General features: G+C 70.0%; 25 protein-coding genes and 1 tRNA gene. 16 read left to right on the top strand and 10 right to left on the bottom strand.

Translation table 11 applies throughout. The features are described from left to right. Positions 1-37 precede the first annotated feature (37 nt). Positions 38-1,405 carry an FAD-binding oxidoreductase gene (locus tag ABD269_RS01890; protein WP_344115324.1) on the top strand — a complete coding sequence of 456 codons (1,368 nt, stop codon included), beginning with the start codon at positions 38-40 and terminating at the stop codon, positions 1,403-1,405. 69 nt (positions 1,406-1,474) lie between these two features. On the opposite strand, the gene ABD269_RS01885 is transcribed toward ABD269_RS01890, so the two are convergent. Then, positions 1,475-1,879, bottom strand: coding sequence for an SsgA family sporulation/cell division regulator (locus ABD269_RS01885; RefSeq protein WP_301887199.1), 405 nt, complete (start codon positions 1,877-1,879; stop codon positions 1,475-1,477). A 357-nt stretch (positions 1,880-2,236) separates the two neighbouring features. Here ABD269_RS01885 and ABD269_RS01880 point away from each other — a divergent pair, with 357 nt between their 5' ends. Together ABD269_RS01880 and ABD269_RS01875 are read left to right on the top strand one after the other, a co-directional pair. After that, the gene (locus tag ABD269_RS01880) at positions 2,237-3,628 is read left to right on the top strand and encodes an RDD family protein (RefSeq protein ID WP_344115323.1); all 1,392 of its coding nucleotides are present in this window, start codon (positions 2,237-2,239) and stop codon (positions 3,626-3,628) included. A 75-nt stretch (positions 3,629-3,703) separates the two neighbouring features. After that, the gene (locus ABD269_RS01875) at positions 3,704-4,426 is read left to right on the top strand and encodes an RDD family protein (protein ID WP_344115321.1); all 723 of its coding nucleotides are present in this window, start codon (positions 3,704-3,706) and stop codon (positions 4,424-4,426) included. Here the strand turns inward: ABD269_RS01875 and ABD269_RS01870 are convergent. Beyond that, positions 4,412-4,699 carry a hypothetical protein gene (locus ABD269_RS01870; RefSeq protein ID WP_301887202.1) on the bottom strand — a complete coding sequence of 96 codons (288 nt, stop codon included), beginning with the start codon at positions 4,697-4,699 and terminating at the stop codon, positions 4,412-4,414. The two genes, ABD269_RS01875 and ABD269_RS01870, sit on opposite strands and share 15 nt — an antisense overlap. 315 nt (positions 4,700-5,014) lie before the next feature. Between ABD269_RS01870 and ABD269_RS01865 the strand changes: the two genes are divergently transcribed. Both ABD269_RS01865 and ABD269_RS01860 read left to right on the top strand, forming a co-directional pair. Beyond that, positions 5,015-7,420 carry an immune inhibitor A domain-containing protein gene (locus ABD269_RS01865; protein WP_344115318.1) on the top strand — a complete coding sequence of 802 codons (2,406 nt, stop codon included), beginning with the start codon at positions 5,015-5,017 and terminating at the stop codon, positions 7,418-7,420. Between the two features lie 130 nt (positions 7,421-7,550). After that, positions 7,551-7,886, top strand: coding sequence for a hypothetical protein (locus ABD269_RS01860; protein ID WP_344115316.1), 336 nt, complete (start codon positions 7,551-7,553; stop codon positions 7,884-7,886). Between the two features lie 18 nt (positions 7,887-7,904). Here ABD269_RS01860 and ABD269_RS01855 read toward each other — a convergent pair whose 3' ends face one another. Both ABD269_RS01855 and ABD269_RS01850 read right to left on the bottom strand, forming a co-directional pair. Beyond that, entirely contained in the window at positions 7,905-8,498 is a 594-nt protein-coding gene (locus ABD269_RS01855) for an isochorismatase family protein (protein WP_116212019.1), read from the bottom strand. Between the two features lie 157 nt (positions 8,499-8,655). Continuing rightward, complete coding sequence (locus ABD269_RS01850; RefSeq protein ID WP_301887204.1) at positions 8,656-9,984, bottom strand: nicotinate phosphoribosyltransferase; 1,329 nt, start codon at positions 9,982-9,984, stop codon at positions 8,656-8,658. 132 nt (positions 9,985-10,116) lie between these two features. Between ABD269_RS01850 and clpS the strand changes: the two genes are divergently transcribed. From clpS to ABD269_RS01810, 8 genes are all read left to right on the top strand, one after another. Next, a complete protein-coding gene (clpS, locus tag ABD269_RS01845) occupies positions 10,117-10,428 on the top strand; it encodes an ATP-dependent Clp protease adapter ClpS (RefSeq protein ID WP_344115430.1) in 312 nt (103 codons plus the stop codon). Then, the gene (locus ABD269_RS01840) at positions 10,428-11,021 is read left to right on the top strand and encodes a DUF2017 domain-containing protein (protein ID WP_344115428.1); all 594 of its coding nucleotides are present in this window, start codon (positions 10,428-10,430) and stop codon (positions 11,019-11,021) included. The genes clpS and ABD269_RS01840 overlap by 1 nt, the downstream gene beginning before the upstream one ends. A 354-nt stretch (positions 11,022-11,375) precedes the next feature. Then, the gene (locus ABD269_RS01835) at positions 11,376-12,878 is read left to right on the top strand and encodes an amino acid permease (protein WP_301887205.1); all 1,503 of its coding nucleotides are present in this window, start codon (positions 11,376-11,378) and stop codon (positions 12,876-12,878) included. 77 nt (positions 12,879-12,955) lie between these two features. Next, positions 12,956-13,378 carry a M67 family metallopeptidase gene (locus tag ABD269_RS01830; protein ID WP_344115312.1) on the top strand — a complete coding sequence of 141 codons (423 nt, stop codon included), beginning with the start codon at positions 12,956-12,958 and terminating at the stop codon, positions 13,376-13,378. A gap of 66 nt (positions 13,379-13,444) precedes the next feature. Next, positions 13,445-13,561: a putative leader peptide gene (locus ABD269_RS01825; RefSeq protein WP_338059126.1), complete on the top strand. Its 117-nt coding sequence runs from the start codon at positions 13,445-13,447 to the stop codon at positions 13,559-13,561. Positions 13,562-13,623: 62 nt separating this feature from the next. Further along, complete coding sequence (locus tag ABD269_RS01820; RefSeq protein ID WP_344115309.1) at positions 13,624-13,905, top strand: MoaD/ThiS family protein; 282 nt, start codon at positions 13,624-13,626, stop codon at positions 13,903-13,905. 14 nt (positions 13,906-13,919) lie between these two features. Further along, positions 13,920-14,870, top strand: a complete 951-nt coding sequence (locus ABD269_RS01815) for a PLP-dependent cysteine synthase family protein (RefSeq protein WP_301887208.1) — start codon at positions 13,920-13,922, stop codon at positions 14,868-14,870. A gap of 226 nt (positions 14,871-15,096) precedes the next feature. Beyond that, complete coding sequence (locus ABD269_RS01810) at positions 15,097-15,849, top strand: MBL fold metallo-hydrolase (RefSeq protein WP_344115306.1); 753 nt, start codon at positions 15,097-15,099, stop codon at positions 15,847-15,849. Positions 15,850-15,956: 107 nt separating this feature from the next. On the opposite strand, the gene ABD269_RS01805 is transcribed toward ABD269_RS01810, so the two are convergent. Further along, a complete protein-coding gene (locus ABD269_RS01805) occupies positions 15,957-17,246 on the bottom strand; it encodes a PTS transporter subunit EIIC (RefSeq protein WP_344115304.1) in 1,290 nt (429 codons plus the stop codon). A 269-nt stretch (positions 17,247-17,515) separates the two neighbouring features. Continuing rightward, entirely contained in the window at positions 17,516-18,829 is a 1,314-nt protein-coding gene (locus ABD269_RS01800; RefSeq protein ID WP_344115301.1) for a PTS transporter subunit EIIC, read from the bottom strand. A 128-nt stretch (positions 18,830-18,957) separates the two neighbouring features. On the opposite strand from ABD269_RS01800, the gene ABD269_RS01795 reads away from it, so the two are divergent. From ABD269_RS01795 to rdgB, 3 genes are all read left to right on the top strand, one after another. After that, positions 18,958-19,290, top strand: coding sequence for a PTS sugar transporter subunit IIB (locus ABD269_RS01795; RefSeq protein ID WP_301887212.1), 333 nt, complete (start codon positions 18,958-18,960; stop codon positions 19,288-19,290). Between the two features lie 108 nt (positions 19,291-19,398). Continuing rightward, a complete protein-coding gene (rph, locus tag ABD269_RS01790) occupies positions 19,399-20,142 on the top strand; it encodes a ribonuclease PH (RefSeq protein WP_301887213.1) in 744 nt (247 codons plus the stop codon). After that, positions 20,139-20,741, top strand: a complete 603-nt coding sequence (rdgB, locus tag ABD269_RS01785) for an RdgB/HAM1 family non-canonical purine NTP pyrophosphatase (protein ID WP_344115297.1) — start codon at positions 20,139-20,141, stop codon at positions 20,739-20,741. The genes rph and rdgB overlap by 4 nt, the downstream gene beginning before the upstream one ends. 46 nt (positions 20,742-20,787) lie before the next feature. On the opposite strand, the gene ABD269_RS01780 is transcribed toward rdgB, so the two are convergent. The 4 genes from ABD269_RS01780 to ABD269_RS01765 all read right to left on the bottom strand — a co-directional run bounded on the left by ABD269_RS01780 (position 20,788) and on the right by ABD269_RS01765 (position 23,924). Next, a tRNA-Leu gene (locus tag ABD269_RS01780) sits at positions 20,788-20,863 on the bottom strand. A gap of 45 nt (positions 20,864-20,908) precedes the next feature. After that, positions 20,909-21,586: an HNH endonuclease gene (locus tag ABD269_RS01775; protein WP_344115295.1), complete on the bottom strand. Its 678-nt coding sequence runs from the start codon at positions 21,584-21,586 to the stop codon at positions 20,909-20,911. After that, complete coding sequence (locus tag ABD269_RS01770) at positions 21,583-22,266, bottom strand: HNH endonuclease signature motif containing protein (protein WP_344115293.1); 684 nt, start codon at positions 22,264-22,266, stop codon at positions 21,583-21,585. The genes ABD269_RS01775 and ABD269_RS01770 overlap by 4 nt, the downstream gene beginning before the upstream one ends. A 170-nt stretch (positions 22,267-22,436) precedes the next feature. Further along, positions 22,437-23,924: an MFS transporter gene (locus ABD269_RS01765; RefSeq protein WP_344115291.1), complete on the bottom strand. Its 1,488-nt coding sequence runs from the start codon at positions 23,922-23,924 to the stop codon at positions 22,437-22,439. Between the last annotated feature and the right edge of the window lie 5 nt (positions 23,925-23,929).

The raw sequence follows: 23,929 nt of genomic DNA, 5'->3' as shown, positions 1-23,929 counted from the left end.
GTTTCGGGAAGGGGCGGGGTGGGGGAACAAACCCGCTATGGACGAACTCATCGGCGCGCTGCGCGCAGCGCTCCCCGCGGAAGCGGTGCTGACCGACCCCGACGTCACCGCCTCCTACGCCCACGACATGGCCAGCTTCTGCGAAGCGGGAAGACCCGCCGTCGTCGTACTGCCCCGCACCGTCGAGCACGTACAACACATCATGCGCACAGCAACAGCGCACCGAGTCCCCGTCGTCCCGCAGGGAGCCCGCACCGGACTCTCCGGCGCGGCCAACGCCAGTGACGACTGCATCGTGCTGTCGCTCGTGAAGATGGACCGGATCCTGGAGATCGACCCCGTCGAGCGGATCGCCGTCGTCGAACCCGGCGTCGTCAACGCCGTGCTCTCCCGCGCCGTCGCCGAACAGGGCCTCTACTACCCGCCCGACCCGTCCAGTTGGGAACAGTGCACCATCGGCGGCAACATCGGCACCGCCTCCGGCGGCCTGTGCTGCGTGAAGTACGGCGTGACCGCCGAGTACGTACTCGGCCTCGACGTCGTCCTCGCCGACGGGCGGCTGCTGACCACCGGCCGCCGCACGGCCAAGGGTGTTGCCGGCTACGACCTCACCCGCCTCTTCGTCGGCTCCGAGGGCAGCCTCGGCGTCGTCGTCAAGGCCGTACTCGCCCTGAAGCCCGCGCCGCCCCAACAGCTCGTGCTCGCCGCGGAGTTCCCCTCCACCGCGGCCGCCTGCGAAGCGGTCCGCGAGATCATGGGCCGCGGGCACGCGCCCTCGCTGCTTGAGCTGATGGACCGCACCTCGCTCCAGGCCGTCAACGCCATGGCCCACATGGGCCTCCCCGAGAGCACGGCCGCCCTGCTCCTCGCCGCCTTCGACACCCCCGACCCCGCGCCCGACCTGGCCGCCGTCGCCGAGCTGTGCACCGCCGCCGGGGCGACGGAGGTCGTACCCGCCGACTCGCCCGCCGAGTCCGAACTGCTGCTCCAGGCGCGGCGGCTCACCCTGCCCGCCCTGGAGGCGCTCAAGGCCGCCACGATGATCGACGACGTGTGCGTCCCCCGCTCACGGCTCGCCGCGATGCTCGACGGCACGGCCGCCATCGCCGAGAAGTACGGCCTCACCATCGGCGTCTGCGCCCACGTCGGCGACGGCAACACCCACCCCGTCGTCTGCTTCGACCCCGCCGACGAGGACGAGGCGCGGCGCGCGCGGGAGTCCTTCGACGAGATCATGGCGCTGGGTCTCTCGCTGGGCGGCACGATCACCGGGGAGCACGGGGTGGGCGTCCTCAAGCGGGAGTGGCTGGCGCGGGAGCTCGGCCCGGTGGCGATGGAGGTCCAGCGCGGCATCAAGGCCGTCCTCGACCCCCTGGGCATCCTCAACCCGGGCAAGGTGCTCTAGCCCTCCGGGCACGGCGCTTTCACACCTAGGTCAGACGTCCGTTTCCCGGGGCGCGGCCCCGGGCCCCGCTCACGCGCCCAGGATCTCCCGCAGCGTCTCGTCCAGCGGCACGTGTTCGGAACCCGGCGCCACCGCCCGGAGTGTCCGCTCCAGCCACCCCGTGACCGCTCTCGCCGACGCTTCGAGCAGCGCGTCCCCGTCCGGCGACGACAGCGCCATGCAGACGACATTGCGCCCCTCCGCCACCGTCGGCCACACCCGTACGTCCCCGTGCCCCGCCGGGCGGAAGAGGCCCTCCATGAGCAGGTCGCGCGCGAAGGTCCAGCTCACGGGGGAGTCGGAGGTGACGTGGAAGGTGATGTTGACGGCGTACGGATCGGCCGTGCGATAGCTCAGCCGGCAGGGCACCGGAATGGTGCGGTCCGGCGACAGCACCAGGTCGATCTCCAGCTCTCGTTCCACCACGGTGTGCATGAAGTGCGCCCTCTCTGCTCTGCGTTCCTCGGTGCGTGGCCCCTCGCGAACGGGCCCGCACCGGATAGAGCGCGCCGACCCCCACACCATTACGCGACTTCGCATCATCGATTCCCGAACTTCTCACGCCCACCGGTCGCACGTGTGAGTGGTCCCGCCCGCGGGACGGCCGCAGAGGAGAGAGCCGTCTGGTAGACCTGTCCGGAGCGCCCCGGGTTGCCTTTTGTGCATTGAGGTCACGAGGTACCGGAGCAGCGCGCAGGACGTGACGCGCGTGCGGCAGACTGAGGGTCCGCCAGCCGCCCGCCCACGACACGACACCCAGCACGGCCGAGCAGATACGGGACATCGGACACCATGAGCGCTCCTACCTCAGGATCCGCCGACAGCAGCCCTGTGGAGGGCTTCTACCCGGACCCGTCCATTCCTGGCTATATCCGGTACTGGAGCGGCGCCGCCTGGGTGCCCGGCACGAGCCGGCCCGCGCCCGCCGAGGGCGAGCCGCTGCCCGCGCCGCCCACCGGCTTCGCGCCGTCGGCGCCCGCGCTCGCCGCGCCGGTGCCGCCCACCCCGGGGCGTTCGGAGTCCACGCCGCCGGGCGGGCCGCTGCCGGAGGAGACCGGGCCGATGTTCCTGGACGAGGAGCCCGCCCTGCGGGAGGCCCGTGCGGAAGCGGTGGATCCGCGCACCGGCGACGGCGGTGCCCGACGCGGCGCCCGCGCCCCTTGGGACGACGCGAGCGGGCCGATGATCCCCGCCGCCCGCGACCCCCGCGTCCCCGCGGCCCAGGAGGCGCGTACGCCGGACGGCCCGCCGTCCGGGCGGAGCGAGGCCCCGCCCGCCGCGGGCTCCGGTGCCCGGCCCGGCGGGACGATCCAGCTGCGCGCGTCCTCGAGCCCGCAGCCCGTCGCCTCGCCCGCGCCGCAGCCCTGGCCCGACCGCCGCGGCGAAGGCGCGCCCCGCCCGCAGGAGGCGCCGCCGCGCGCCCAGGAGGCCCTGCGGGACGCCTCCCGCGACCGGCAGCGTCCCGAGCGGGAGGCGCCCGTCCTGCCGCCCGTCCCCGAGCGGCAGGCGCTGCCCGCCCCGGCGTCCGAGCGGCCCGCCTCCGGCGGCTGGGCGCAGCAGGTGCACCAGTTGGCGCAGCAGAAGCCCGCCGCTCCGGCGCGGCCCCGGACGGGCACCGCGCCGCGGGGCGGCGAGGCCCCCGCGCCCTGGAAGCCGCCCAAGGACGACCCGTTCCTGCGGGCCGCGCAGGAGCAGGGCCGGCCCGCCCCGCTCGGCCGCCGCCTCCTGGCGCGCCTGGTCGACTCGGCCGTGCTCGGCGCTGTCGTGGGTGCCGTGGCCGTGCCGCTGTGGAACAAGGCGGCCGACCACATCGACACCAAGGTGCAGCAGGCCAAGCAGTCCGGGCAGACGGTGACGGTCTGGCTGCTCGACGGCACCACCGGCCCGTATCTCGGCATCGTGCTCGCCGTGCTGCTGGTGGCCGGGCTGGTCTACGAGGCGCTGCCGACCGCCAAGTGGGGTCGCACGCCGGGCAAGAAGCTGTGCGGTGTGCGGGTGCTGGGCATCGAGTCGCACGACACCCCCTCCTTCGGCCAGGCCGTGCGGCGCTGGCTGGTCTACGGCGTGCTGGGCGTGCTGGCCGTCGGCGTGCTCAATGCCCTGTGGTGCCTGTTCGACCGGCCCTGGCGGCAGTGCTGGCACGACAAGGCGGCCCGTACGTTCGTGGCGTCCAACAGCCGCTGAGCGCCCGGCGCGCCACTGCACTCGAACGGCATACGGCCGGATGCGGCCACCGGAGCGGTGGGTTCTACTCGGGGCATGAGCACCGGAGAGCCGCCAGAGGACGACCCGTTCCTGAAGAAGCCGTCCGAGCCGCCGCCCTCCGGCGGCCCGGGCCCCGGCCCCTACGGCGGCCCGGGTGCGGGCGCTCCGGGCGGTGCCCCGGGCGGTGGCCCGTACGGCAGCGCCTCAGGCGGGGTGCCGCCCTCCGGCGGTCCGTACGGCGGTGATCCGTACGGCGGTGCCGGTGCTCCCGGCGGCGGGCCCGGCAATCCCTACGGCGACCAGTTCGGCGCCACCGACCCGCTCGCGGGCATGCCACCGCTCGCGGCCCGCTGGCGGCGGCTCGTCGCCCGGATCATCGACGGTCTGCTCGTGTCCATCCCGGTCAGCGCCGTCTTCTCGGCGGCCACCTGGGGCTGGGACTGGGACCTGGCGAACAACAACGGCAAGTCGACCAGCCTCGGCATCATCATCGCCGTCGTCTACTTCGTCTACGAAGGGCTGATGCTGACCACGCGCGGTCAGACCGTCGGCAAGATGGCCATGCACATCCGGGTCGCGATGCTGGAGAACGGCGCGGTCCCCGAAGGCACACCGGGTTGGACGCGCGCCGCCGTCTACTCCCTGCCCGAAGTCGTCCCCTGCTGTGGCTTCGTCTTCTGGCTGGTCAATGTGTTGTGGTGCACGTGGGACAAGCCATATCACCAATGCATTCACGACAAGGCGGCCAAGACCGTGGTGGTCTCAACCGCGCAGTGAGTGCTCGCTCATCCGGGCCTCGGCCGGAAGGGGCCCGCGCTGTCCCGGCACCCGCTCCGCCCCGGCCGCGCGGGTCCTGCGGACCCTGGCACGGAGGGACGTCCGGGGCATCGGCACGGTCACGGCGACCAGCAGTCCGAGCGTGAGGGCGACAAGGGCAATGACCGCGATCCCGGGCCCTGTTCGCGTCTGCGACAGCAGCAGCATGGCGAGGGTCGAGATGACGACGGTGGCCGAACCATAGGCTATCTGTGCGGGGGTCGGACGCGGCATGGCGGGATCCGTCCTCGGGGCAGCGTGTGGGGTGCGGAGCCGACTGGTGCGTACACCAAAACGACTCTACGGACCTGTCTGCCCGAGCGGAACTGCTGGTAAGCGTGACCTAATCCACGGTCTTGGAGCACGGGGGGCGCACACGGACACGCGCCTGTCCAACAGGTGAGATGGCCGCGCCCGTTGATGTCCGAAATCCGTAACTTAAAGATCGCATAACGTACTTGCTGTTGACGTCCGCAGTCAAGATCTGTCTTTTCCTGTGCGTCTCCTGTCAAATACCTCCACGGTTGTTACAGGGGAGGTCAAAGACAAGTGAAGAGCAGCCAACGGAGGGTCGTCAGATCCGCCGCCGTGGCCACGGTCGTCGCGCTGGGCGCGGCGACCCTTTCGGCGCAGGTGGCGAGCGCGACCGGAGCGGCAGGGGCGGACCGGCCCGCCGCCGTCGAGCGCCATGACCCGGCGCAGGCCCCGCAGGGCGTCGAGCACGACCTCAAGGGCCCCTTCAGCAAGAAGAACGAGGCGCAGCGCAAGGCCGCCCTCGACAAGGTGCTGGCCGGGGACGCGAAGACCGAGCAGCGGGGCGGCTCGCAGGTCGTCCAGCTGGGCAAGGGCAAGTACGTCGAGCTGGCCCGGCAGAAGACCGACAAGATCTTCACGATCCTGGTGGACTTCGGCGACAAGGTCGACGACACCACGATGTACGACCCGGACGGGCCGGACGGCCCCAAGCCGCCCGTGAAGAAGTACGGCGGCACCCCGGGCCCGGCGCACAATCAGATAGCCCAGCCGGACCGTGCGAAGGACAACAGCACGGCCTGGCAGAAGGACTACAACCGCCAGCACTACCAGGACCTCTACTTCTCGCACGACAAGAAGAAGGAGTCCCTCGCCAAGTACTACGAGAAGCAGTCCTCGGGCCGCTACTCGGTCGACGGCCAGGTGACGGACTGGGTCAGGGTCCCGTGGAACGAGGCCCGTTACGGGTCCAACTACTGCGGCTCCACCAACTGCCCCAGCGCCTGGGACCTGGTGCGCGACGCCGTCAACAAGTGGGTCGAGGACCAGAAGGCCGCGGGCCGCAGCGACGCCGACATCAAGGCGACGCTCGCGCAGTACGACCAGTGGGACCGCAACGACTACAACCACAACGGCAACTTCAACGAGCCCGACGGCTACATCGACCACTTCCAGATCGTGCACGCCGGCGAGGACGAGTCGGCCGGCGGCGGCGCGCAGAAGACCGACGCCATCTGGGCCCACCGCTGGTACGCCTACGGCTCCGACGCGGGCAAGACCGGTCCGGCGAACAACAAGGCCGGCGGCACCCAGATCGGTGACACCGGCGTCTGGGTCGGCGACTACACCATGCAGCCGGAGAACGGCGGCCTGGGCGTCTTCGCCCACGAGTACGGCCACGACCTGGGCCTCCCCGACGAGTACGACACCACGGGCAAGGGCGAATCGTCCGTCGACTACTGGTCGTTGATGTCGTCGGGCTCCTGGCTCGGCACCGGCAAGGACTCCATCGGCGACCTGCCCGGCGACATGAGCGCCTGGGACAAGCTCCAGCTGGGCTGGCTCAATTACGACAAGGCGAAGGCGGCGACGAAGTCGACGCACAAGCTGGGCGTGGCGGAGTACAACACCAAGGACAAGCAGGCGCTCGTCGTCGACCTGCCCGACAAGGCGGTCAGGACCGACGTGGTGAAGCCCGCCGAGGGCAGCAAGCAGTGGTGGGGCGGCCAGGGCGACGATCTGAAGAACACCCTGACCCGCAGCGTCGACCTCACCGGCAGGTCCAAGGCGCAGCTGGACCTCTCGGGCTGGTGGGACATCGAGGCCAACTACGACTACCTCTACGCCGAGGTCTCCACCGACGGCGGCGCCGACTGGACCCCGCTGGAGGGCACCGCCGACGGCAAGGCCATCACCCGCGACGGCGGCGACCGGCCCGCGCTGACCGGCACCTCCGGCGCGTACAAGAAGCTGGCGTACCCGCTGGACACCTACGCGGGCAAGAAGATCGACCTGCGCTTCCGCTACCAGACGGACGGCGGTACCTCCGGCAAGGGCTTCACCGCGGACGCCATCAGCCTCACCGCCGACGGCGCGACCCTCTTCACGGACGGTGCCGAGGGCGACGACAACGGCTGGACCGCGAAGGGCTTCTCGCGCATCGGCGAGTCCTTCACCAAGGAGTACCCGCAGTACTACATCGCCGAGAACCGCCAGTACGTGTCGTACGACCAGACCCTCAAGGTCGGCCCGTACAACTTCGGCTGGAAGAGCACCAGGCCGGGCTGGGTCGAGCACTTCCCGTACCAGAAGGGCCTGTTGATCTGGAAGTGGGACACCTCGCAGCCCGACAACAACGTCGGCCTGCACCCGGGCACCGGCCGCATCCTGCCGGTCGACGCCCACCCGAAGGCGGAGAAGTGGGCGGACGGCTCGCTGATGCGCAACCGCTTCCAGGCGTACGACTCGACGTTCAGCTGGTTCCCGGCGCAGGGCTACACCGTGCACAACGACGGCGTCGCCACCCGCGTCAAGGGCAAGCTCGGCACGCCGGTCTTCGACGACCGCAAGGGCTCGTACTACGACGAGAGCAACCCGACGGGCGGGGTGCGGGTTACTGACACCAACACCCGGATCCGCATCCTCACCGAGGCGCTGAACGGCTCCACGATGACGATCCAGGTGGGCCCGTCCACCAAGTAATCCCCTCGAAAACCGCGTTTTCGCAGGTCAGAGACGTATCGGCCGTCGCCCTCTAGCGGGCGGCGGCCGATCGCGTTTAGATGACTGTCGTGACGCCCTTATTGACACAGGTGGGGGAGAGGTGGCGCGGATGGCGGGTGGCGGGTTCATGAAGCTGCCGGGCGGCAGCGTGGTCGTCGCCCTGTCGCTGCCGACGCCTCCGGGCGGCGCCGCACCGGCCGGCGGGCGCGTGCGGGTCCTGGTCCACGCGGTGAACCGCGCGCGGGCGCTCACCCGCCTGCGCAACCTCGGCCTGCGGGCGGTCTACCTCCGGGGCAACAGCGAGCCGCCCACACCGGACGAGATAACCGCCGTGCTGCACCACCCCGACGGCCTGGTGTGGCGGGCGGACCCGGGCGACGACACGGAGTCCTGGCATCCCATAGCGACCCTCTTCCCCCGCCGCCGACGCGCGGGCGCGGCCTAGTGCGGCCCTGCGGGCGGCTCACCCGCCGGAGACGACCGGCTTGCCGCTGAGCTCGACGCCCGCCGACCGCAGCTCCTCCAGGGCCTTCTCCGTCGTGTGGGGGGCGACCCCCGCCGTCAGGTCCAGCAGGACGTGCGTCGCGAAGCCCTCCGCCCGCGCGTCCAGCGCGGTGGCCCGTACGCAGTGGTCCGTGGCGATGCCGACGACGTCGACCTCGGTCACGCCGCGCTCGCGCAGCCAGTCGCCGAGCGTCGTGCCGTTCTCATCGGTGCCCTCGAAGCCGCTGTACGCCGCCGCGTAGGCGCCCTTGTCGAAGACGGCCTCTATGGCGCCGGAGGCGATGACGGGCGCGACGTTCGGATGGAAGCCGCTGCCCTCCGTGCCGGCCACGCAGTGCACCGGCCAGGTGTGCTCGAAGTCCGGATGGTCGGAGAAGTGATCGCCGGGATCTATGTGGTGGTCGCGCGTCGCGACGATGTGCCGATAGCCCGGGGCGGCCTCACCGACGAGATCGGTGATGGCGGCGGCCACGTCGGCCCCGCCGGCCACCGCGAGGCTGCCGCCCTCGCAGAAGTCGTTCTGCACGTCGACGATGATCAGTGCACGCTGCATAGTGCGGATCCTTTGTGAAGGGCCCTCGGCCGACAGTGCGGATCAAGTCGCTGTGACCGAGGGTAGTGACTCCCGTGGCGTATTGGGAGGGGGTCTCGGCGCACCCGGGCCGCGCACCCGGACCCGCGCGCCCAGGTCAGCCCGCCGGACCCGCCCGTCAGACGTACTCCGTGGGCAGCACGGGCTCGCCGCGGGAGAGCTGGGTGGCCGACATCGGCAGCCCCGCCCGCGCCGCCGTGTGCCGGTCGCGGGCCGCGTCCAGGGGCTCCCGGGCGACGGCCTTGCCGTCCCGTACGAGCTCCACGAGCAGCTGCCGGTCCGCGAGCTCCGCCGGCACCGGGCCGGTGCCCACGACCTCGGCCTCGGCCACGCCGTCCGCGTCGAGCCGGCGGGCCGCCCACTTGCGGCCGCCGATGGAAGTCTTGCCGCCCATCGACTTCTTCGCCACCGGCCGCAGCTCGGCGTCCGGCTCGCCGGAGTCCGCGCGGGCCACCAGCTTGTAGACCATCGAGCAGGTGGGGTGCCCGCTGCCGGTCACCAGCTGGGTGCCCACGCCGTAGGCGTCCACGGGGGCCGCGGCCAGCGAGGCGATGGCGTACTCGTCGAGGTCGCTGGTCACGACGATCTTCGTCTTGAAGGCGCCCAGGGCGTCGAGCTGCTGCCGCACGCGGTAGGCGAGCAGCAGCAGGTCACCGGAGTCGATCCGCACCGCGCCCAGCTCCGGGCCCGCGATCTCCACGGCCGTGTCGACCGCCTCGGTCACGTCGAAGGTGTCCACCAGAAGGGTGGTGCCCCCGCCGAGCGAGTCGACCTGTGCGGTGAAGGCGTCCCGCTCGCTGTCGTGCAGCAGCGTGAAGGCATGCGCACTGGTGCCCACCGTCGGAATGTTGTATCGGAAGCCTGCCGCCAGGTCGGAGGTGCTGGCGAAGCCGCCCACGTAGGCGGCGCGGGCGGCGGCGACGGCCGCCAGCTCGTGGGTGCGCCGCGCGCCCATCTCGATCAGCGGCCGGCCGCCCGCGGCGGCCGACATCCGGGAGGCCGCGGCGGCGACCGCCGAGTCGTGGTTGAGGATCGACAGGATCACCGTCTCCAGCAGCACCGCCTCGGCGAAGCTGCCCTCGACCCGCATGACCGGCGAGCCGGGGAAGTAGACCTCGCCCTCGGGGTAGCCCCAGATGTCGCCGCGGAAGCGGAAGTCGGCCAGCCATGCGAGCGTGGGCTCGTCGACGATGCCCCTGTCGGCCAGGAACGCCAGGACGTCCGCGTCGAAGCGGAAGTTCTCCACGGCGTCCAGGACCCGGCCGGTGCCCGCCACGACGCCGTAGCGGCGGCCCTCGGGCAGCCGGCGGGTGAAGACCTCGAACACCGAGCGGCGCTCCGCGGTCCCGGCCCGCAGCGCGGCCTGCAGCATCGTGAGTTCGTAACGGTCGGTGAAGAGGGATGTCGACGGCACAGCCACCGGCAGTCCCAGGTCCGCAGCGTTCACTTCGCCCTACCTCGCATTTCCCGTCCTGCTCCTTCGCGACGATGCTACCGCGAATACTCGTCACTCTGACGATTTCTAGGAGGGCCGTTTGCCGGGACCCCGTTTGTGCGGCGGCCGGGCGTGAGTGGCAGCATGGGAGGCGTGAGCGTTGCCCCTGTTGAGATCGAACGTCCCGAGTCGAGCGAGGCGCCCTACGCGGTGGCCGAGCCCGACGTTCCCTGGGTCACGTTGGTTCACAACGACCCCGTCAACCTTATGAGTTATGTGACGTATGTCTTCCAGGCCTACTTCGGATACCCCAAGGACAAGGCACACAAGCTGATGCTCGACGTCCACGAGAAGGGCCGCGCCACCGTTTCCAGCGGCAGCCGCGAGGAAATGGAGCGTGACGTGCAGGCGATGCACGGATACGGCCTGTGGGCGACGCTGTCGCAGGACCGCTGATGGCCGGGCACTTCGAGCCGCTCGCGGGCGGCGGGGCCGCCGTCGCCCTGGACGAGGTCGAGATCTCCATCCTGCGCAGCCTCGCCGTGCAGCTGCTGGAGCTCGTCGGGCCGGGGGACGGGCACGGCCCGGACGACGCCGACCCGCTCGCCCGCCTCTTCGCGGAGGGCCCCAGCGAGCCGCCCACCGACCCCGCCCTCGCCCGGCTCTTTCCCGATGCGTACGGTGAGCCGGGTGCCCGGCAGGATCCGCAGGAGCGCGCGCACGCGGCCGAATTCCGTCGCTACACGGAGAACGACCTGCGGGCCCGCAAGCGTGAGGACGCCCTCGGCGTCGTCCGCTCGCTGGACTCGCTGACCGTCGGCGGCGACCGGGGCGCGGTGCTGCGGCTCTCGCCGGAGGACTGCCGCCAGTGGCTGGGCGCGCTCAACGACCTGCGGCTCGCCATCGGCACCCGGCTGGAAATCGCCGACGAGGACGACAGCGACACCCTCTTCCGGCTGCCGGACGAGGACCCGCGCAAGCCGATGGTCATGGCGTACCTCTGGCTGGGGGGCCTGCAGGAGACCCTCGTCGAGGCGCTGATGCCCTGACGGGGGCGCCCGCGGGGCCCTCCTGCGGACCCCGCGATTCCGTCCGGAATGCGAACACTCCTCGAGGGGTGTTCGCTCAGCGAACGCTCAATTCCGGATAACGATCGAGTTACCGTAGTGGCCGCCAATGGGCGGCCTTTTTACTTTTGTCCTACTTTAAATGTGGCCTCGGCCACACGCGGGTAGACGATCTCATTGCGCCACGTGATAAATCTTCACGACCTGCCTCCGCGACGCCACCCATGTCGCGGCGGGAGCGCTTCGCCGGCCGACCGTCGGCATGCAGGACTCCATCCGGGGGGATCTGGACCCGGTCCGAATTGCTCGGACCGGTATGGAGAAAGGCGCACCACCATGACCTCTGAGCAGGTCGCGGACCGCACCGCCAACGCGGAGGCCGCACGGCAGGACGGAAGCGGACAGGACGCTTCCGAGGGTTACCAGCGGGGACTGGGCAACCGCCAGATTCAAATGATCGCCATCGGCGGAGCCATCGGCACCGGCCTCTTTCTCGGCGCGGGCACGGCCATCCACAAGGCCGGACCCAGCCTGATCCTGGCCTACGCGATAGCCGGCCTCGTCATCTTCTTCATCATGCGCGCGCTCGGCGAGCTGCTCATGTACCGCCCGGTCTCGGGCTCCTTCTCCGACTACGCCCGCGAATTCCTCGGCCCCTTCTGGGGCTATGTGACCGGCTGGACGTACTGGCTCTTCTGGGTCGTCACCGGCATCACCGAGGTCACCGCGGCCGCGACCTACGTGAACTTCTGGTCCAAGGGCAGCATCCCCCAGTGGGCCTCCGCCCTCGGCTTCACGGTCGTCCTCTACTTCGCCAACCTGATCTCCGTGAAGCTCTTCGGCGAGCTGGAGTTCTGGTTCTCCATGGTCAAGGTCACCGCCATCATCGGCATGATCCTGATCGGCATCGGCGTCATCACCCTCGGCTTCTCCGACGCCGGTGACACCGCCACCTTCACCAACCTCTGGTCGCACCACGGCTTCTTCCCCAACGGCATCAAGAGCACCCTGATGACGTTGCAGATCGTGATGTTCGCCTTCCTCGCCGTCGAGCTCGTCGGCGTCACCGCGGGCGAGGCCAAGGACCCCAAGAAGACGCTCCCCAAGGCGATCAACACCGTCCCGTGGCGGATCGCGGTCTTCTACATCGGCGCGCTCATCATCATCCTCGCCGTCGTCCCGTGGACCGAGTTCATGCCCGGCGTCAGCCCCTTCGTGGCCGCCTTCGAGAAGATCGGCCTCCCCGCGGGCGCCGGCATCGTCAACTTCGTCGTCCTCACCGCGGCGCTGTCCTCCTGCAACTCCGGGATGTACTCCACCGGCCGCATGCTGCGCGACCTCGCGCTCAACGGCCAGGGCCCGAAGTTCTTCGCCCAGCTCACGAAGAACGGCCTGCCGCTGCGCGGCACCACCGCCTCCGCCGCGCTGATGCTCGTCGGCGTCTGGATCAACTACCAGTGGCCCGGCCAGGCGTTCACCTACGTCGTCTCCTTCGCCACCATCTCCGGCATGTGGGCCTGGATCATGATCCTCGTCGCCCAGCTCCGCTACCGCCGCCTGGCGAACGCGGGCGTCCTGCCGCAGTCCGAGTTCAAGGCGCCCGGCGCACCCTGGACCAGCCTCTTCGCACTCGCCTTCATCTTCATGGTGATCGTGCTGATGGGCATCGACAAGGACTCCCGGGTCTCGCTCTACTGCGCCCCGATCTGGGCCGCCCTCATGGTCGTCTCCTACTACGGCCTCAAGCGCCGCAACCCGGAGGCGTTCGTCCGCAAGTCCTCCGAGCACTACGCGCAGCTCGCCGCGGCCACCCGCGCCGAGGCGGAGCACGCGGCCTGACACAGGCGCTCGCAAGCACCGGGGCCCGCCCGTACCTCCCCAGGTACGGGCGGGCCCCGGTGCTTATCCTTGCCCCCATGCTGACCATCACCCAGGACCTCCACGACCGGATCGTCGCCCACGCCCGCGCCGACCACCCCGACGAGGCGTGCGGCGTGGTCGCGGGTCCCGCAGGCGGCGACCGGCCCGAGCGGTTCGTCCCCATGCTCAACGCGGCCCGCTCGCCCACCTTCTACGAGTTCGACTCGGCCGACCTGTTCAAGCTCTACCGCGAGATGGACGACCGCGACGAGGAACCCGTCGTCATCTACCACTCGCACACCGCCACCGAGGCCCGCCCCTCCCGCACGGACATCAGCTACGCCGGCGAGCCCGGCGCCCACTACGTCCTCGTCTCCACCGCCGACACCGACGGCGCCGGACCCTTCCAGTTCCGGTCCTTCCGCATCGTCGACGGCGAGGTGACCGAGGAAGAGGTCCGCGTCGTGACTGCCTACTGAGACCACGAGGTCCGCATGCCGGGACGAACTTCCGGGGCGCGCACAGGGAATCGATACGATGCGCCCATGGTTGCCGACAACGTGAGCGACAGGACGCCGGGCAGCACGCTGCTCACGGCGCGGCTCCACGTCGACCTGTGCCGGCTCGCCGGTGCGCTGTGTCCGCGCGGCGCCGCCGCGTGACCCCCGCGGCGCGCACGCCTTCCCGTCGCCGCCCCTCCCCGCACTCCGACAGGAGCACACCCATGGCCATCGAGGTCCGCATCCCGACCATCCTCCGCACCTACACCGACGGCAAGAAGGCCGTCGAGGGCGAAGGAGCCACGATCGACGAGCTCTTCAAGGGCCTCGACGCCCGCCACCCCGGCATCCGCGAGCGCCTCGTCGACGAGTCGGGCGAACTGCGCCGCTTCGTCAACGTCTACCTCAACGACGAGGACGTCCGCTTCCTCGGCGGCATCACCACCGAGCTCGGTGACGGCGACAGCGTCACCATCCTCCCGGCGGTCGCCGGCGGCATGGTCTGAGCGGCGGGAGCCCCGTGCGCTACGACAGCCCGCTGGCAGCGGTCGGCAACACCCCGCTCGTCCGCCTGCCGCGGCTCTCCCCGTCCGGCACCGTCCGGATCTGGGCCAAGCTGGAGGACCGCAACCCCACCGGCTCGGTCAAGGACCGGCCCGCCCTGCACATGATCGAGCAGGCCGAGCGGGCGGGCCGGCTCACACCCGGCTGCACCATCCTGGAGCCCACCTCCGGCAACACCGGCATCTCGCTGGCCATGGCGGCCCGCCTCAAGGGCTACCGCATCGTCTGCGTCATGCCGGAGAACACCAGCGAGGAGCGCCGCCAGCTGCTCGCCATGTGGGGCGCCGAGATCATCCCCTCGCCCGCCGCGGGCGGCTCCAACACCGCCGTACGGATGGCCAAGGAGCTGGCCGCCGAGCACCCCGACTGGGTGATGCTCTACCAGTACGGCAACCCCGACAACGCGGGCGCGCACTACGCGACCACCGGCCCCGAGATCCTCGCGGACCTCCCCGAGATCACCCACTTCGTCGCCGGTCTCGGCACCACCGGCACCCTCATGGGCGCCGGCCGCTACCTGCGCGAGCACGTCCCCGGCGTACGGATCGTGGCCGCCGAGCCCCGCTACGACGACCTCGTCTACGGGCTGCGCAACCTCGACGAGGGCTTCGTGCCCGAGCTCTACGACGAGTCCGTGCTCACCACGCGCTTCTCCGTCGGCTCCGAGGACGCCGTCCGCCGCACCCGGCAACTCCTCGCCGAGGAGGGCATCTTCGCCGGGGTCTCCACCGGCGCCGCCCTGCACGCGGCGCTCGGGGTGGCCCGCAAGGCCGAACGGGCCGGTGAGCGCGCCGACATCGTCTTCATCGTCGCCGACGGCGGCTGGAAATACCTCTCCACCGGCGTCTACACCGCGGCCACCGACGAAGAGGCCGTCGCCGCCCTGCAGGGCGAACTCTGGGCCTGACACCGCCCGACACCGTCTGCCCCGCGGGTGCGCCGCCGCCCGCGGGGCAGGGGCGGGACCAGCCTGGCCGGGAGTAGTCTCGACACCGCCGCCCCGCGGCATACGCGTCCGTACCGGTGACTTCAACCACAACCGAACCTCGCGGAGGAGCGACCGCCGACTTCGCGCCTTACGCTCGACGGACCGCATGGCCCCCCGTAACCAGCCCACGGAGGTTCAGGCCCGCATGAAGCTCACCGTCGTCGGATGCTCGGGGTCGTTCCCGTCCACGGAATCACCCTGTTCGAGCTACCTCGTAGAGGCCGACGGCTTCCGGCTGCTCCTCGACATGGGCAACGGCGCCCTCGGCGAATTGCAGCGCCACGTCGGTCTCTACGACCTCGACGCCATCCTGCTGTCGCATCTGCACCCCGACCACTGCATCGACATGTGCGGCTATTTCGTCGCCCGCTACTACCGGCACGAGGGCGGCCGGGCGGAGGCCATCCCCGTCCACGGCCCGGAGGGCACCGAGCGGCGGCTCACCACCGCCTACGGCGACGTGCCCGACGAGAGCTGCATGGCGGAGGTCTTCGACTTCCGCACCCTGAAGCCGGGCAGCTTCACCCTCGGCCCGCTCACCGTCCGCACGGACCGGGTCCGCCACCCCGTCGAGGCGTTCGCGTTCCGGGTCGAGCACAACGGCAGCGCGCTCGTCTACTCCGGCGACACCGGCCCCTGCCAGGCCCTCCACGAGCTCTCCGTGGGCGCCGACCTGCTGCTGTGCGAGGCGTCGTTCACCCACGGCAAGGAGGACATCCCGGACCTCCACCTCAACGGCCGCGAGGCCGGGGAACACGCCGCCCGCGCCGGTGTCGGACGGCTGGTGCTCACCCATATCCCGCCGTGGACGGACCCGCTGACGAACCTCCGCGACGCGCGGTCCGTCTATGCCGGACCGGTTGAGCTGGCACAGTCGGGCGCCGTCTACGAGATTTAGCCGAGGTAATGGCATTTAAAAGGCGATAGCGAGAAGGGCCCCTGGAATCCATGGGATTCCAGGGGCCCTTCTCGCTGTTATCGATTCCGGGATTTCCCGGGGGAGTGTCAGGCCTTGAGCTCGGCCGCTTCTTCCTCGGATTCGCGGCCCGGCGTCTTCAGATCGAACTTGATGATGGCGAAGCGGAAGACCACGTAGTAGACCGCCGCGAAGCACAGACCCACCAGCGCCAGCAGCCACGGCTTGGACGCGATGCCGAGGTTGAGCAGGAAGTCGATCGCACCGGCCGAGAAGCCGAAGCCGTCCTTCATGCCGAGCGCCCAGGTCAGCGCCATCGAGACACCGGTCAGCACCGCGTGGATCGCGTACAGCACCGGGGCGATGAACATGAAGGTGAACTCGATCGGCTCGGTCACGCCGGTGACGAAGGCGGTGAGCGCGAGCGAGAACATCATGCCGCCGACGACCTTGCGGTTCTCGGGGCGGGCGCAGTGCACGATCGCCAGGCAGGCGGCCGGCAGCGCGAACATCATGATCGGGAAGAAGCCGGTCATGAACTGGCCGGCGTTCGGGTCGCCCGCGAGGAAGCGAGCGATGTCGCCGTTGACGGGGCCCTTGGGGCCGTCGTAGGAACCGGCCTGGAACCACGGGAAGGAGTTCAGCAGGTGGTGCATGCCGATCGGGATCAGCGCGCGGTTGGCGACACCGAAGATGCCCGCGCCGACCGCGCCGGAGCCGACCAGCCACTCACCGAAGTTGTGCAGACCCGTGCCGAGCACCGGCCAGATGTAGCCGAAGGCCACGCCTATGAGGAGGCCCGCGAAGGACGACAGGATCGGCACGAGGCGGCGGCCGCCGAAGAAGCCCGCCCAGTCCGGCAGCTTGGTGCGGTAGAAGCGCTGGTAGAGCAGCGCGACCACGAGGCCCATCACGATGCCGCCGAGGACCTTGGCGTCGACCGCCTGTTCCACCATGGCGACCTTGTGGTCGACCACGGCCTCCTTCTTCGGCAGGCTGCCGTCGGTGAAGGTGCCGAGCACCTTCTGGAAGACCAGGTAACCGGCCACGGCGGCCAGCGCGGTGGAGCCGTCCGACTTCTTGGCGTAGCCGATCGCGACACCGACGGCGAACAGCAGCGCCATGTTGTCGAGGATGGCGCCGCCACCGGCGGACATGAACTCGGCGATCTTGTTCAGGAACTCCGGGAAGGACTTCCGGCCCAGCATGTCGTCCTGGCCCAGGCGGACCATCAGCGCGGCCGCGGGCAGCACCGCGACCGGCAGCATCAGGCTGCGGCCGATGCGCTGCGCGACTGCCATGGCACCGGAGCCGAACTTCTTCTTCTCCGGCGCGGCGTCATCAGGCGCCGTCTTCGCCGCCTTGGCGCTCTTACTCATCGGATTCCTCCAGGTGAGGCGGGCGCTCGGGGGGAAGGGGGGACGGCCCGCAATCTGGTCTACACCACTCAGTGGTTTAGACCTGTTGTAGCACGTGAGTCAGGGATAAAGGAATCCATCGTTCCCGGTGGTCTCGGACACAGCGCGGAACCCCCGCCGGCCCGCACGGCAAACCGTCCCCGGGCCCAAGGCCCGGGGACGGCGTTTTTCCTGCAACAGCGCCGCTAAACCCAGCGCAGTGTCACTGGCTCCTCACTTCACGTTCCTCTTTACTTCACGTTCTCCTGCTCGATCTCCTCCGCCAGCTCTTCCGGCTCACGCCCCGGGGTCGGCAGATCGAACTTCGTAATCGCGAACCGGAAAAGCGCGTAGTAGACCACCGCGAAGCACAGCCCGATCGGAATGATCAGCCACGGCTTCGTCGCCAGCCCCCAGTTGATGACGTAGTCGATCAGCCCCGCCGAGAAGCTGAAGCCGTCGTGCACCCCGAACCCCCACGTCACCGCCATCGACACACCCGTCAGCAGCGCGTGGACGACATAGAGCGCCGGGGCGATGAAGAGGAACGAATACTCCACCGGCTCCGTGATGCCCGTGACGAACGACGTCAGGCCGACCGACAGCATCATCCCGCTCACCGCCTTGCGGCGGTGCGGCTTGGCGCAGTGCGCGATCGCCAGCGCCGCGGCGGGCAGCGCGAACATCATGACCGGGAAGAAGCCCGTGGTGAACTGCCCCGCGTGCGGGTCGCCCGCCAGGAAGCGGTTGATGTCACCGTGCACCACCGTGCCGTCCGGCTTGGTGTAGTCGCCGAACTGGAACCACATGAAGGTGTTGAGGAACTGGTGGAGCCCGACCACCAGCAGCGCGCGGTTGGCCACACCGAAGACGCCCGAGCCCGCCGACCCCAGATCCGACAGCCACTTGCTGAAGCTCGTCAGCGCGTCACCGACCGGCGGCCAGACCCACAGGCAGATCACCGCGAAGGCCAGCGCCACGAACGACATCAGGATCGGCACCAGCCGCCGGCCGTTGAAGAAGCCCAGCCAGTCCACCAGCCGCACCCGGTGGAAACGCATCCAGAACCAGGCGCTGAGCAGCCCGATGACGATGCCGCCGAACACCCCCGGGTTCTGGAACGTGGCCGGGGACGCCGCCCCCGCGCCCGTCACACAGACCCCGCTCCACAGCCCCGCGCCGCCGAACTTCGTCTCGTGCGGACAGTCCTCGGGGAACTGGTGCAGCACCGAGAAGTAGACGAGGAACGCCACCACCGCGGCCAGCGCCGTCGAGCCGTCCGACTTCTTGGCCATGCCGATGGCCACACCCACGCAGAACAGCAGCGGCAGCCCGAGCCCCGAGTCCAGCAGCGCGCCGCCCGCGCCCGCGAAGACCTTCGCGACGTCCGTCCAGCCCAGCCCGTCCTTGCCGAAGACGTCCGGCTGCCCGAGCCGGTTGAGGATGCCCGCCGCCGGCAGCACCGCGATGGGCAGCTGGAGGCTGCGGCCCATCTTCTGCAAGTTCTGGAAGAGGCCCTGCGTCCATGTCTTCTTCCGTGGGGCCGCCGCGGCGTCCGAACTCATCTGCGTCCCTCCGCCTGCCGCCCCGGCGGCAGTCCACTCGGTGCTTTGCCGCATACTGGTGTAGACCACTTGCGGTGCCTGTCGGGCCTCCCGGAGCGCAGCGCCGGTTGGTCGTCATCTTTCGCTAGATGGCGGACAAACGCCCACGTAACTGGGCTGAACGTGGGTTACCGTGTGAAAGCCGGTCGGCGAGACCGCCGAAGGGCCAGAGACAACCAGGAGCGCACATGGCCACCAAGGCTGAGAAGATCGTCGCCGGGCTCGGCGGGATCGACAACATCGAAGAGGTCGAGGGCTGCATCACCCGCCTCCGCACCGAGGTCGCCGACCCCTCCCTCGTCGACGAGGCGGCCCTGAAGGCCGCCGGCGCCCACGGCGTCGTCAAGATGGGCACCGCCATCCAGGTCGTCATCGGCACCGACGCCGACCCGATCGCCGGTGAGATCGAAGACATGATGTGAGCCACTGAGCTCCTCCGAAGGGCCCCGTTCCCCGGTCCGTACCAACCGCTCCCCGGTTCGTACGTGAACCGGAACGGGGCCCTTCGCGTTGCCTATAGGCTCATCACCATGTCTCGCATCGACGGCCGCACCCCTGATCAGCTCCGCCCCGTGACCATCCAGCGCGGGTGGAGCAAGCACGCCGAAGGCTCCGTCCTCATCTCCTTCGGGGACACCAAGGTCTTCTGCACCGCCAGCGTCACCGAAGGCGTGCCCCGCTGGCGCAAGGGCACCGGCGAGGGCTGGGTCACCGCCGAATACTCGATGCTCCCGCGCTCCACCAACACCCGCGGCGACCGCGAGTCCGTGCGCGGCAAGATCGGCGGCCGCACCCACGAGATCTCCCGCCTCATCGGCCGCTCCCTCCGCGCCGTGATCGACTTCAAGGCGCTCGGCGAGAACACGATCGTCCTCGACTGCGACGTCCTCCAGGCCGACGGCGGCACCCGCACCGCGGCCATCACCGGCGCGTACGTGGCACTGGCCGACGCGATCACCTGGGCCCAGAACAAGAAGCTGATCAAGCACGGCCGCCAGCCGCTCACCGGCACGGTCTCCGCCGTCAGCGTCGGCATCGTCGGCGGCATCCCCCTCCTCGACCTCTGCTACGAGGAGGACGTCCGCGCCGAGACCGACATGAACGTCGTCTGCACCGGCGACGGCCGCTTCGTCGAGGTCCAGGGCACCGCCGAGGCCGAGCCCTTCGCCCGCGACGAGCTCAACGCCCTCCTCGACCTCGCCGTCGGCGGCTGCGCCACGCTCGACACCGCCCAGCGCGAGGCGCTCGCCCGGACCCTGGAGGAGACCGGGTGAAGCGCCTGATCCTCGCCACCCGCAACGCGGGCAAGGTCACCGAGCTCCGCGCCATCCTGGAGGCGGCCGGCCTCGGCGTCGAACTCGTCGGCGCCGACGCCTACCCCGGGATCCCGGACGTCAAGGAGACCGGCGTCACCTTCGCCGAGAACGCCCTCCTCAAGGCCCACGCCCTCGCCCGCGCCACGGGCATCCCGGCGGTCGCCGACGACTCCGGCCTGTGCGTGGACGTCCTGAACGGCGCCCCCGGCATCTTCTCCGCCCGCTGGGCGGGCACCCACGGCGACGACAGGGCCAACCTGGACCTGCTGCTGGCCCAGCTCGGCGACATCGCGGAAGAACACCGCGGCGCCCACTTCGCCTGCGCGGCCGCCCTGGCCCTCCCCGACGGCACGGAACGCGTCATCGAGGGCCGCCTGGAGGGCACCCTCCGGCACACCCCCTCGGGCACGGGCGGCTTCGGCTACGACCCGATCCTCCAGCCATTGGGCGAGACACGGACGTGCGCCGAGATGACGGCGGAGGAGAAGAACGCGATCAGCCACCGCGGCAAGGCGTTCCGGGGGCTGGTGCCGGTGGTGCGGGAGCTTTTGGGGTAACAACGCCGAGGAGCGCGGCACCGATGCGGTGCCGCGCCCCTCGCTGTGGGCCCGGTGGGACTCGAACCCACGACATACCGGATCTAAACCGGCATCCTCTTTACCAGCTGGGATACGGGCCCGTGGCGCCTACTGTACTGTGCCTCGCCGTGCCCGCGTGCGGGTACTCAGACTGGTGGGACGGTGCGGTGGCGTCGACGCCCACCTCGGCACCATGTGCTCGTGAGCGCGTGGCAGTTGGGGCAGAGTATCCGCAGGTTCTTGGCCCGGTCGTCACTCCAGTCGCCATTGACGTGGTCGACCTCAAGTGCCAGGGGCCGACCGTGCCATACGGGGCCGATTCCGCAGTTCGCGCACTCTTCGGAGACGCCGATCTCGCACAGCGCGCGGCGAAGCAGCGCCGATTTCGTGCGGTTCTTACGGCTGTGCTTCACGAGCACTTGATGCGGTGCCTTACGGCCCGTGCCCGGCTTGCCCCGCTGGTGGGCTTGGCCAAGGAAGTGTTCGGTGCTGAGGCCGTCCTCGGCCACCCATTCATGGAACAGGTTACGAGTGTGAGTGTTGTCAGGCCTGCCCAGCCGTCGCAGCGTTTCCGCTATGGAGGTCGACCTGCAGATGGTGTGCCGTAGTTCGTCGGCAGACGGTCGAGGTTTACTCCCATGCGGACCGCGTCGCACGAAGTGGGAAACATCGATGCCGAAGTGCTCGAACCGCTTGAACAGATGGCGGCGGAGCTGGTGATAGGGGTGGGCACCGCAGAAGGCGATGACCGCATCGATGTCGGCGCACTGGGCTGCTGCGACGGTCAGGAGTTCGCGCGTGTACCGGACGCCGCTGCGCGTCACGCCGCACCTTCTGTGCCATGTGTCTGAGTCGACCTGCGACGTCGCCCCTTGGCCCGGCCGCGGTAGGTGTCAGTCGCCGAGTGGCAGTTGGGGCAGAGCAGGCGCAGGTTTTCAAAGCAGTTGTTGTGCCAGTCTCCGTCGACGTGATCGACTTCGAGTGGCAGGGGCTGTCCGCACCATTCGGCGATCCCGCATTGACCACAGCATTCGGGCGTGCCGAGTGCCAGCATCGCTCGCTTGAGCCTCTCGCTCGGTACGCGACGTGCATTGGCAGGGTTCTGTCGAACCAAGAGCTCCTGTGGGGTGGATCGACGGCGGGTCCCCATCGATGCCCCGGTTCGGGTTGGTGGCCTGAAGTGGGATGTATCGATCCCGAAACTCCGGATGCGGCGGCTGATGTGTGCGTGGTGACCGCCGACGACTTCGATCCCGAGGTGCCGAAGTACGCCGTTCACGCTGACCGACTTCGCCACGGCGGCTTCGAGGACTTCTCTTGTCCACCGCACCCCCTCCCGCTCGAAATGCGACGTCTCGACCCCCAGCCTCTTCATGCGCTCAAAGACATAGCGCCGCCTCGAACTTTTCGGGTCCACCCCAAGCTTCTCCAGCGCCTCCGACAGCGTCCGCGACGATCGCGCGGCCTCGGCAAGGCGCTCCCTGGTGTACGGACTGACCGGCATGTGCTCCCCCTCCCGCGCGTCCCGGAGGGGCGAGGGCACGGCCGGCGGCCGTACCCCGTTCCCGTCCGGTGTTCGCGACAGTTGCGTCTTTTGGGTACGGCCATCAGAGGACAGCCTCGTACACATCAACGACCGCACTGCTGATCGGTTACGCCAAACGATGCCGGCCGTCAGAACTTCGGGTCCGGGGACTGCGACGCTGCGATCTGTGCCGCCTCCTCCTTCGTCGAGACCGACGGTGGCGAGCCCTCCAGCGGCTGGCGGGCCGTTTCCTTCATGCAGGCCACGGCCACCATGCCGACCAGCGCCGCGCCCATCGTGTAGAAGGCGGGAGCCATGTCGCTGCCTGTGGCGCCGATGAGGCCGGTGATCACCAGGGGGGTCGTGCCGCCGAAGAGGGACGTGGAGAGGTTGTAGCCGATGGACAGGGAGCCGTAGCGGACCGCGGTGGGGAAGAGCGCGGGGAGGGCCGCCGACATGGTGCCCAGCAGGCAGACGAGGGGGAGGCCCAGCATCAGCATGCCGCCGGAGACGGCGACGACGCTGCCCTGTTTGAGCAGCAGGAACGCGGGCGCCGACAGCAGTACGAAGCCCGCCATGCCCGCCATCAGCAGCGGCTTGCGGCCGATGCGGTCGCTGAGCCGCCCGACGAAGGTGATCACCACCATCAGCAGGGCCATCGTGGCGATCAGGACGACGAGGCCGTGGGTGTCGTCGTAGCCGAGCCGGTCGGTCAGATACGTCGGCATGTAGGAGAGCAGCATGTAGTCGGTGATGCCGTACGCCCCGGCCAGGACGACGCACAGCAGCAGCCGCTGCCACTGGGTGGTGAAGATCTGTTTGAGTTCGCCGCCCTCGCCGCCCGAGGGCTCCTCGGCGCTCTCCTCCTCCAGCTTCCGGAAGGCGGGGGTGTCCTCCAGCTTCAGCCGCAGGTGGAGGCCGACGAGGCCGAGCGGCCCGGCGACGAGGAAGGGGACGCGCCACCCCCAGTCGTCCATCGCGCCGGAGCCGAGCACGGAGGTCATCACGGTCACGAGCCCGGCGGCGCCGATGTAGCCCGCGAGGGTGCCGAGTTCGAGGAAGCTGCCGAAGAAGCCGCGGCGCTTGTCGGGCGCGTACTCCGCGATGAAGGTGGCCGCGCCGCCGTACTCGCCGCCCGTGGAGAAGCCCTGGAGCATCCGGAAGCAGATCAGCAGGACGGGCGACCAGAAGCCGATGGCCGCGTAGGAGGGGATGAGGCCGATCGCGCAGGTGCCGACGGCCATCAGGACCATGGTCAGCGCGAGGACGCGCTTGCGGCCGACGCGGTCGCCGAGCGGGCCGAAGAAGAGGCCGCCCAGGGGGCGTACGAGGAAGGCCACGGCGAAGGTGGCGAGGGAGGACAGCAGGCGGACGGTGTCGCTGCCGGAGGGGAAGAAGACATCGCCGATGGTGACCGCGAGATAGCTGTAGATCCCGAAGTCGAACCACTCCATGGCGTTGCCGAGCGCCGCCGCCTTGACCGCGCGTCTGACGGTCCGCTCGTCGGTCACCGTGATGTCCGTCCGACGGAGGCGGGGATTCCGGCGGCGGACGACGGCTCGGAAGAGGGCCGGGTGCCGTTTGACGGCCTCCGGGTCGTGGCCGGATGAGGTCTCGGTGCTGCTGCCGGTGGGCACGGCTT

The organism is Streptomyces blastmyceticus (assembly GCF_039521185.1).
Classification (GTDB): Bacteria; Actinomycetota; Actinomycetes; order Streptomycetales; family Streptomycetaceae; genus Streptomyces; species Streptomyces blastmyceticus.
This window is presented reverse-complemented; position numbering and strand designations above follow the sequence as displayed.

Bases quoted from the DNA above. Each gene is read 5' to 3' on its own strand.
- ABD269_RS01880 (WP_344115323.1), top strand. From the start codon at position 2,237: ATGAGCGCTCCTACCTCAGGATCCGCCGACAGCAGCCCTGTGGAGGGC.
- ABD269_RS01795 (WP_301887212.1), top strand. From the start codon at position 18,958: ATGGCGGACAAACGCCCACGTAACTGGGCTGAACGTGGGTTACCGTGT.
- ABD269_RS01875 (WP_344115321.1), top strand. From the start codon at position 3,704: ATGAGCACCGGAGAGCCGCCAGAGGACGACCCGTTCCTGAAGAAGCCG.
- ABD269_RS01820 (WP_344115309.1), top strand. From the start codon at position 13,624: ATGGCCATCGAGGTCCGCATCCCGACCATCCTCCGCACCTACACCGAC.
- ABD269_RS01855 (WP_116212019.1), bottom strand. From the start codon at position 8,498: ATGCAGCGTGCACTGATCATCGTCGACGTGCAGAACGACTTCTGCGAG.
- ABD269_RS01840 (WP_344115428.1), top strand. From the start codon at position 10,428: ATGGCCGGGCACTTCGAGCCGCTCGCGGGCGGCGGGGCCGCCGTCGCC.
- ABD269_RS01800 (WP_344115301.1), bottom strand. From the start codon at position 18,829: ATGAGTTCGGACGCCGCGGCGGCCCCACGGAAGAAGACATGGACGCAG.
- ABD269_RS01825 (WP_338059126.1), top strand. From the start codon at position 13,445: ATGGTTGCCGACAACGTGAGCGACAGGACGCCGGGCAGCACGCTGCTC.
- ABD269_RS01860 (WP_344115316.1), top strand. From the start codon at position 7,551: ATGGCGGGTGGCGGGTTCATGAAGCTGCCGGGCGGCAGCGTGGTCGTC.
- ABD269_RS01885 (WP_301887199.1), bottom strand. From the start codon at position 1,879: ATGCACACCGTGGTGGAACGAGAGCTGGAGATCGACCTGGTGCTGTCG.
- ABD269_RS01830 (WP_344115312.1), top strand. From the start codon at position 12,956: ATGCTGACCATCACCCAGGACCTCCACGACCGGATCGTCGCCCACGCC.
- ABD269_RS01835 (WP_301887205.1), top strand. From the start codon at position 11,376: ATGACCTCTGAGCAGGTCGCGGACCGCACCGCCAACGCGGAGGCCGCA.
- ABD269_RS01810 (WP_344115306.1), top strand. From the start codon at position 15,097: ATGAAGCTCACCGTCGTCGGATGCTCGGGGTCGTTCCCGTCCACGGAA.
- ABD269_RS01870 (WP_301887202.1), bottom strand. From the start codon at position 4,699: ATGCCGCGTCCGACCCCCGCACAGATAGCCTATGGTTCGGCCACCGTC.
- ABD269_RS01805 (WP_344115304.1), bottom strand. From the start codon at position 17,246: ATGAGTAAGAGCGCCAAGGCGGCGAAGACGGCGCCTGATGACGCCGCG.
- ABD269_RS01770 (WP_344115293.1), bottom strand. From the start codon at position 22,266: ATGCCGGTCAGTCCGTACACCAGGGAGCGCCTTGCCGAGGCCGCGCGA.
- rph (WP_301887213.1), top strand. From the start codon at position 19,399: ATGTCTCGCATCGACGGCCGCACCCCTGATCAGCTCCGCCCCGTGACC.
- ABD269_RS01890 (WP_344115324.1), top strand. From the start codon at position 38: ATGGACGAACTCATCGGCGCGCTGCGCGCAGCGCTCCCCGCGGAAGCG.
- clpS (WP_344115430.1), top strand. From the start codon at position 10,117: ATGGGAGGCGTGAGCGTTGCCCCTGTTGAGATCGAACGTCCCGAGTCG.